Here is a 6,547-nt window from a genome sequence, read left to right as displayed (position 1 = left end):
ACAGAGGGAAATGCGGCGATATCCGCGCCATCTGGCGCTCGCTCAGCAGAAACAAATCACCCATCACGGTCTCCTTCTCGGAGCCGTGAATCACATCTCAATCCAAATTAATAGGTCCTGAGCCTAGGTCCGTCGTTAGCTTCCGGCTCCACCGCCCTCAATCGGGGGCAGCGAAATCCCTGCGCCTGGACAGTCGCCCGTCAACTCCCCACAGGTTGGCCAACGGGCGTCTTTTCTCGCCCGGATGGAACCCAATCCTAGATCGCCTGCCCGCCTGACACCTCGATACGCTGTGCGTTTACCCAGCGATTGTCTTCCGAAAGAAGCGATGCGATCATCGGACCGATGTCGTCGGGAAGGCCAGGACGGCCGAGGGCGGTCGCCTCGGCGATGTGCCGGGCCACCTCCGGGTTGTCGCGCACCGCGCCGCCCGAGAAGTCGGTCTGGATGGCGCCCGGCGCGACCGTATTGACGGCGATGCGGCGGGGGCCGAGTTCCTTGGCCATGTAGCGGGTCATCACCTCGACCGCGCCCTTCATTGAGCCATAGGCGATGCGGCCGGGATAGATGATGCGGGTCAGGCCGGAGGAGATATTCACGATCCTGCCTCCATCCGCGATCATCGGCAGCAATGTCTGCGTCAGGAAGAAGGGGCCCTTGAGGTGGACGCGGTAGGCGGCATCGAAATCCTCTTCTTTCACCTCATCGAACGGGCCGCTATGCGATGTGCCGGCCATGTTGACGAGGAAGTTGAAGCGTTCCGCCTTCCATTCGTCGAGCACGCTCCGTACTTTGTCGGCGAAACCGGGAAACGCGCCCGTGTCGCCGGTGTCGAGCTGCAACGCGACCGCGCGAGCGCCGGCTTGCTGGACTCGCGCCACCACCTCGTCGGCGGCGGCTCGGTTGCTGTTGTAGGTCAGGATCGATGATACGCTACGGCGCGCGAGCGCCTCCACGGTCGAGCGGCCGAGACCGCGGCTACCTCCTGTGACGAGTGCAATGAGGTCTGTTGTCATGAGGAATCTCCATTCTGTCAGGATCCCAATCTAGTATTCATTCCCGCCATGATTAGATCGCGCTTTCCGTCAGCATTGTTTTGCGTGATAGAATAATCCGCATGGATCGGCTCGCTACGCTCAACCTTTTCGTCCGCATCGTCGAACGAAGCAGCTTCAGCGCGGCCGCGGCGGATTGCGGCGTTTCGCGGCCGGTCGCGACCGCTGCCATCAAGGCTCTGGAGGCGCGCCTCGGCACCCGGCTACTGCAGCGTTCCACCCGCCACGTCCAGCCTACGATCGAGGGCGAAGCCTATTACCATCGCTGCGTCGCCATCCTCGCCGATCTCGAGGATGCGGATCGAGGTGCCGGCGGCGCGGTTGCCGGGGTGGTCCGTGTCGATGTCGTCGGCCATCTCGCCCGCACGACGTTGTTGCCGGCACTGCCCGAATTCCTGGCACGGCATCCGGCGTTGACCGTTCATCTCGGCGAAGGTGAGCGTTTTGTCGATCTGGTGCGCGAGGGCGTGGATTGCGTCGTGCGCGCCGGCACATTGGCCGATAGCGACATGGTGGTCCGGCGGCTGGGCATGATGGAGGAGATCACCGTCGCGAGCCCTGCCTATCTCGCAAAGCACGGCACACCGCTCACCCCGGACGAACTGGATGGCCATCGGATGATTGGCTTCGTCTCGTCGCGCACGGGCCAACCGCTTCCACTCGAATTCACGCGCGATGGCAGCGTCATCGAGGTAGCATTGCCGGCGCGCGTGCTGGTCGGCGGTGCTGATACCAGCGCAGCGGCCGCGCGGTTCGGCCTGGGGCTTTACCAAGCGCCCCGGTATCGTTTTGCCGACGACCTGGCGAGTGGCGCGCTGGTCGAGGTACTCGCCGATTTTGTGCCAACGCCAACGCCTTTGTCAGTGCTCTATCCGAGCAACCGTCAGCTTTCCCCACGCGTGCGTGTGTTTGTTGATTGGTTGGTCGAGACAATCGGTCCCCGGCTCGACGTCGGTTGAACCGAGACCGAACACGAAGTCGCCTGGCGCTTATGCACCCCATTATCGCTGTAATAGGCGTCGGTCGCAGATCCCGAACCGGCCGTTTTTCACGATCATGCCGACGCTCTTGCTGAGAGGCCGGTACCCGTGCCGCTCAGCGGTGTCTCGACGGCAGTGACGTATCCCGATCATGCCGAGCTGAGGAGCGGGGCAGACGTCTCCCCACGGCCAAGGCCGAGCGGAGATCGCCGGGCGCAGCTTGACTGCCGGGCACCAAAGTTGCGCGCTTGCGATCTCTAAATCTATCGTGAACGCTCCGGCGCACGGCAGGTGATCGAAGATCACGCCGCCTCGGCCATCCACTGCACCGCATCCGCTCCTGCCGGAATCCGCAGTGGCGCGTTCTCGTCGGTGGCCGCCTCCCAGATGGCTTCCGCCACATCGCCGGCATGCGTGACGGGACCGCTTTCCTCGCGGAAACTGGCGATCAAGTTCTCGATCAGCGGTTTGTAGTCGGGATTATCGAGCCCGCGCATGTGCGGCACCGCGTTCTCGCCAAACTGGGTTTCGGGTGAGCGGCCGGGGAGCACGATATGCACGCGCACGCCGAACGGCTCCATCTCGACCGCCAGGCTTTCGGTGAGTGCGTTCACCGCCGCCTTGCTTGCTCGGTAGACGCCGACGAGCGGCAGGGGCTTGAGTGTCACCGTGGAGGTGACGTTGACGATCACACCCGACCGGCGCTCGCGGAACCCCGGCAGGACCGCCTGCAGCATGTTGAGCGTGCCCAATGTGTTGGTCTCGAACAGATGGCGGGCCGTTTCGGGCTCAGTCAGTTCGATCGGCACCGCCGCACCGATCCCCGCGTTGTTGACCAGCACGTCGATCTCACCGGCCTTTTCCATGGTGCTGGCGATGCTCGCGGGATCGGTGACGTCAAGCGGCAGGAGAACGAGATTACCGGATGCCGGAAGGATGTCGGGACTGGGCTTGCGCATTGTAGCGATCACCCTCCAGCCACGATCAAGAAACAGTTTCGCGGCAGCGAGACCGAAACCCGAGGAACAGCCGGTGATGAGGACGCTGGGCATGGCATTACTCCGAAGTTGTTGATGGTGATCTGGAGATAGCCACTGCAGGTGAGACCTTCTATGAGTGAACGTCCCGAATAAATTTGTGATAGTCCTGATATGACCGTAGATCCGCTCGCCGAGATCGTGACCCTGCTCCAGCCGTCCGCCAGTTTTTCCAAGCTGGTCGAGTATGCCGGGCGCTGGCGTATCCGTCGCGATGGCGAAGGCAAGCCCGTCTTTTTCGCGGTTCTGGAAGGCGAGTGCCGCGTGGTCTTCTCAGGCCAGTCGCCCATCATCGTGCGTGCCGGCGATTTCCTGCTGTCTCCCTCAACCAACGATCAGACTATCGAGAGTATCGAAGCGCCGCCTCATGGGATCGACATGCTACCGGTCGAACTTGGCGAAGGTCGCTTTCGCGTCGGCCGATCGGGAGAGCCGATCAATCTCAGGATGCAGGTCGGGTTATGCAATTTCGCATCGCCTGATGCGGCCCTGCTCATATCCTTGCTCCCGAGCATGGTGGTGGCGCGCGGCGAGCCGCGCCTTGCGACACTCATGCAACTCGTCAGCGATGAGACCCGCCAATCGCGGCCCGGACGTGAGTTGGTGCTCGAACGCCTGTTGGAGGTGCTGCTGATCGAAGCGCTGCGCTGCGGTGCCGACCCCGCCTCGGTACCAAGCGTCGCACGCGGGCTTTCCGACGATCGTCTGGTTGCAGCCTTGCGGGCAATGCACGCGAAGCCTGCGCATGGCTGGACGATCGCGGATCTCGCTGCTGAAGCGGCGATGTCGCGCTCGGCCTTCTTCGCCCGCTTCAACCGGATCGTCGGTATGCCGCCGATGGAATATCTGCTCGCCTGGCGCATGGCGCTCGCCAAGCGCCTGTTGCGCACGCGCGAGTTCGCGATCGAGCATGTTGCGACGCGGGTGGGATACGGCTCGGCGAGCACGTTCAGCACCGCCTTTACACGGCATGTCGGCATGCCGCCGGCGCGTTATGCGCGGGCGGGAGCAGCCATTCACGTGACCAGCGCGCTTTGACCGCAATCCGCCTGATCCCGGACTCGGCACTTGACCTTATGGGTCTTGGTTCCCGAGCAAGATCATTCTCTGTGCTGCCTCAAACCGGTGGCACGAAGGCCCTTTCCGGAAAGGTTTTCTCGACCACGTCCAGGAATGCCCGGACCTTGGCCCCGACGAGCCGTCGGGAGCTTTGCAGCGCCCAAAGCTCAACCGGGGGGCCGGCCTGGTTTCCCCAAAGGGCAAGCCGACCCGCCGCGACATCATCGGCCACGAGCAGTTTGGGCAACATCGCGGCCCCGGCGCCGGCGAGCACGGCATCGCGCACCATCAACAACGACGACAGACGCAGCACCGGCTCGGGCTTGAGAACGATATCGGCTGCCTGGCCGCTTTGAAGACGCCAAGTAGTGTCGGCCGGCGTCGTGCTGAGCAGGACGGCCTTCACTCGGAGCGCGCCTTGATCGTCTGGGCAGTTCTTGGGCCGCTGCAGGTCAGGATGCGCCACGATCAGGCGCTCGTCGTTCAGGAAGCGGCGGCCGACCAGACGATCGTCCGGTGACGGATCGACCCGGATGACGAGATCGTAGCCATCCTCCACGGGATCGACCAGACGGTCCTCGGCCACGATCTCCAGTTGGACTTCGGGATAGGCAAGCGCGAAGCGGGCGCCGATCCGGCCGAACGCGACATGCGCGATGACGACAGGAGCGCTGACCCGTAGCCGGCCGCGTGGGATCGAGGCGCCGAGCACCACCGCCTCGCCCGCCTCCGAGATTTCGGAAAGTGGCCCGGCGGTGCGGTCGTGCAACGCCCGGCCTTCCTCCGTCAGTCGTAAATTATGGGACCCGCGCTCGATCAGCCGGACACCGAGGCTTCGCTCAAGCTCCGCGACCCGGCGCGACAGCGTGGCCTTCGAGCGGCCCGAAACGCGGCTGGCCCGGCCAAAGCCGCCATGGGCGGCGACCAGATTGAAGTCGGACAGCGCTTGCAGATTCATAACGTTCCAAACCCGAGACGACTTGTCCCAATGATGATGCCTTCTTCACGAAGTTGGAACATCTATCTTCTTCGTCATCGCGGATGGAATTCCGCAACACAGAAGGAATAACCGACATGAGCATTCTCGTTACCGGCAGCACGGGCACCATCGGCACCCAGGTCCTCAGCCATCTGCAGGGGCGTGGGGTCGAAGTCCGCGCCCTCACGCGCTCGCCCGATACGGCCAAACTACCCTCGGGCGTGGCGCCGGTTCGCGGTGACCTGGCCGACGTGGATAGCGTGCGCGCGGCGTTGGAAGGCGTGAGCACGCTGTTCCTGCTGGTCCCCAACGTCGCCGACGAATTGACCCAGGCCATGCTGGCGCTGACCGCCGCCCGCGAAGCCGGCGTCAAGGGCATCGTCTATCTGTCGGTTCACAAGGGCGACGCCTATGCCGACGTGCCGCACTTCGCCGGCAAGTACACGGTCGAACGGATGATCGAGGCGCTCGACCTTCCCGTCACGATCCTGCGTCCGGCCTACTTCATCCAGAACGACATCCGACTGAAGGACCCGCTCTTGAAATTCGGCGTCTACGGTATGCCGATCGGTGCGAAGGGCGTTTCGATGGTCGATATCCGCGACATAGGAGAGGCGGCGGCGAGCGAACTCCTGCGCCGCGAACGGAGCGCGACGCCGTTGCCCAGCGAGATATACACCCTGGCCGGGCCGGATGCCCTGACGGGCGAGGGTATCGCTTCCATCTGGAGCGAAGCGCTCGGCCGCACCATCCGCTACGGCGGCGATGACCTCGTGGCGATGGAGCAACGCCTCAAGTCGACGCTGCCGGCCTGGCACGCTCTGGACCTGCGCCTGATGCTCAGCCGCTATCAGAGAGACGGCGCGGTCGCGACAGCGGACGAACTCGCCCGCTTCACCGCCTTGCTCGGCCACGCGCCGCGCTCCTATCGCGATTTCGCCAAAGACGCCGCCACACAATGGGCCAATGGCTAACGACAACGAGCTTCACGTCGGCGCAGCCAGCGCCGACACGAAGCCCTAGTCGACGAGTGGGCGACCGCGATCGGCCCGGGCCAAGAGGAGTATGGCACTCACTCGCTCCGTTGCACGAAGGCGTCGATGACCTACAAGGCGACGAGCAACATCCGCGCCATTCAGATCTTGCTCGGTCACTCCAAGATTGAGAACACGGTCCGATATCTCGGTGTCGACGTGAAGGACGCATTGCTGCTGGAAGAGCGGACGGAAATCTGACGTTGGGCGGTCATCCGAGGCAGCGCGGATGGTCGCTTCGACGCGCGGTGAACCCTGCTGTTCCGTCCATCTCGGTGGCCTGCTGCCGGTTTTTCGGACACGGGGTTAAGCTAACATAGCTTTCTCCTCGAACTCGACGGGGCTCATATAGCCCAGTGTCGAGTGCCGTCGCCGGGGATTGTAGAAGCGCTCGATGTAATCG

7 protein-coding genes and 1 pseudogene are annotated in these 6,547 nt (G+C 63.6%); 4 read left to right on the top strand and 4 right to left on the bottom strand.

The features are described 5' to 3' along the window. Window positions 1–257 precede the first annotated feature (257 nt). Complete coding sequence (locus E6C48_RS22260; protein ID WP_136360386.1) at window positions 258–1,016, bottom strand: SDR family oxidoreductase; 759 nt, start codon at window positions 1,014–1,016, stop codon at window positions 258–260. 101 nt (window positions 1,017–1,117) lie between these two features. Here E6C48_RS22260 and E6C48_RS22255 point away from each other — a divergent pair, with 101 nt between their 5' ends. Further along, the gene (locus E6C48_RS22255; protein ID WP_136360385.1) at window positions 1,118–2,014 is read left to right on the top strand and encodes a LysR substrate-binding domain-containing protein; all 897 of its coding nucleotides are present in this window, start codon (window positions 1,118–1,120) and stop codon (window positions 2,012–2,014) included. Between the two features lie 323 nt (window positions 2,015–2,337). Here the strand turns inward: E6C48_RS22255 and E6C48_RS22250 are convergent, their stop codons facing one another. Further along, a complete protein-coding gene (locus E6C48_RS22250) occupies window positions 2,338–3,087 on the bottom strand; it encodes an SDR family oxidoreductase (RefSeq protein ID WP_136360384.1) in 750 nt (249 codons plus the stop codon). A gap of 99 nt (window positions 3,088–3,186) precedes the next feature. Here E6C48_RS22250 and E6C48_RS22245 point away from each other — a divergent pair, with 99 nt between their 5' ends. Then, entirely contained in the window at window positions 3,187–4,110 is a 924-nt protein-coding gene (locus tag E6C48_RS22245; protein WP_136360383.1) for an AraC family transcriptional regulator, read from the top strand. Window positions 4,111–4,189: 79 nt separating this feature from the next. Here E6C48_RS22245 and E6C48_RS22240 read toward each other — a convergent pair whose 3' ends face one another. Continuing rightward, window positions 4,190–5,089, bottom strand: a complete 900-nt coding sequence (locus E6C48_RS22240; RefSeq protein ID WP_136360382.1) for a LysR family transcriptional regulator — start codon at window positions 5,087–5,089, stop codon at window positions 4,190–4,192. A gap of 116 nt (window positions 5,090–5,205) precedes the next feature. On the opposite strand from E6C48_RS22240, the gene E6C48_RS22235 reads away from it, so the two are divergent. Together E6C48_RS22235 and E6C48_RS22230 are read left to right on the top strand one after the other, a co-directional pair. Continuing rightward, a complete protein-coding gene (locus tag E6C48_RS22235) occupies window positions 5,206–6,084 on the top strand; it encodes an NmrA/HSCARG family protein (protein ID WP_136360381.1) in 879 nt (292 codons plus the stop codon). Between the two features lie 24 nt (window positions 6,085–6,108). Beyond that, window positions 6,109–6,345: pseudogene (locus E6C48_RS22230) on the top strand (tyrosine-type recombinase/integrase); the annotation flags it as partial. Between the two features lie 105 nt (window positions 6,346–6,450). Here the strand turns inward: E6C48_RS22230 and E6C48_RS22225 are convergent. Beyond that, window positions 6,451–6,547: IS3 family transposase (locus E6C48_RS22225; RefSeq protein WP_136358204.1), on the bottom strand; the 97-nt coding region annotated here is incomplete at its 5' end.

Origin of the sequence: Ollibium composti (assembly GCF_004801285.1) — a bacterium.
In the GTDB taxonomy this organism is placed as follows: domain Bacteria; phylum Pseudomonadota; class Alphaproteobacteria; order Rhizobiales; family Rhizobiaceae; genus Mesorhizobium; species Mesorhizobium composti.
This window is presented reverse-complemented; position numbering and strand designations above follow the sequence as displayed.

What these genes read in the sequence shown, in the direction of transcription:
- E6C48_RS22245 (WP_136360383.1), top strand. Translation starts at nt 3,187, where the DNA reads ATGACCGTAGATCCGCTCGCCGAGATCGTGACCCTGCTCCAGCCGTCC.
- E6C48_RS22240 (WP_136360382.1), bottom strand. Translation starts at nt 5,089, where the DNA reads ATGAATCTGCAAGCGCTGTCCGACTTCAATCTGGTCGCCGCCCATGGC.
- E6C48_RS22255 (WP_136360385.1), top strand. Translation starts at nt 1,118, where the DNA reads ATGGATCGGCTCGCTACGCTCAACCTTTTCGTCCGCATCGTCGAACGA.
- E6C48_RS22250 (WP_136360384.1), bottom strand. Translation starts at nt 3,087, where the DNA reads ATGCCCAGCGTCCTCATCACCGGCTGTTCCTCGGGTTTCGGTCTCGCT.
- E6C48_RS22260 (WP_136360386.1), bottom strand. Translation starts at nt 1,016, where the DNA reads ATGACAACAGACCTCATTGCACTCGTCACAGGAGGTAGCCGCGGTCTC.
- E6C48_RS22235 (WP_136360381.1), top strand. Translation starts at nt 5,206, where the DNA reads ATGAGCATTCTCGTTACCGGCAGCACGGGCACCATCGGCACCCAGGTC.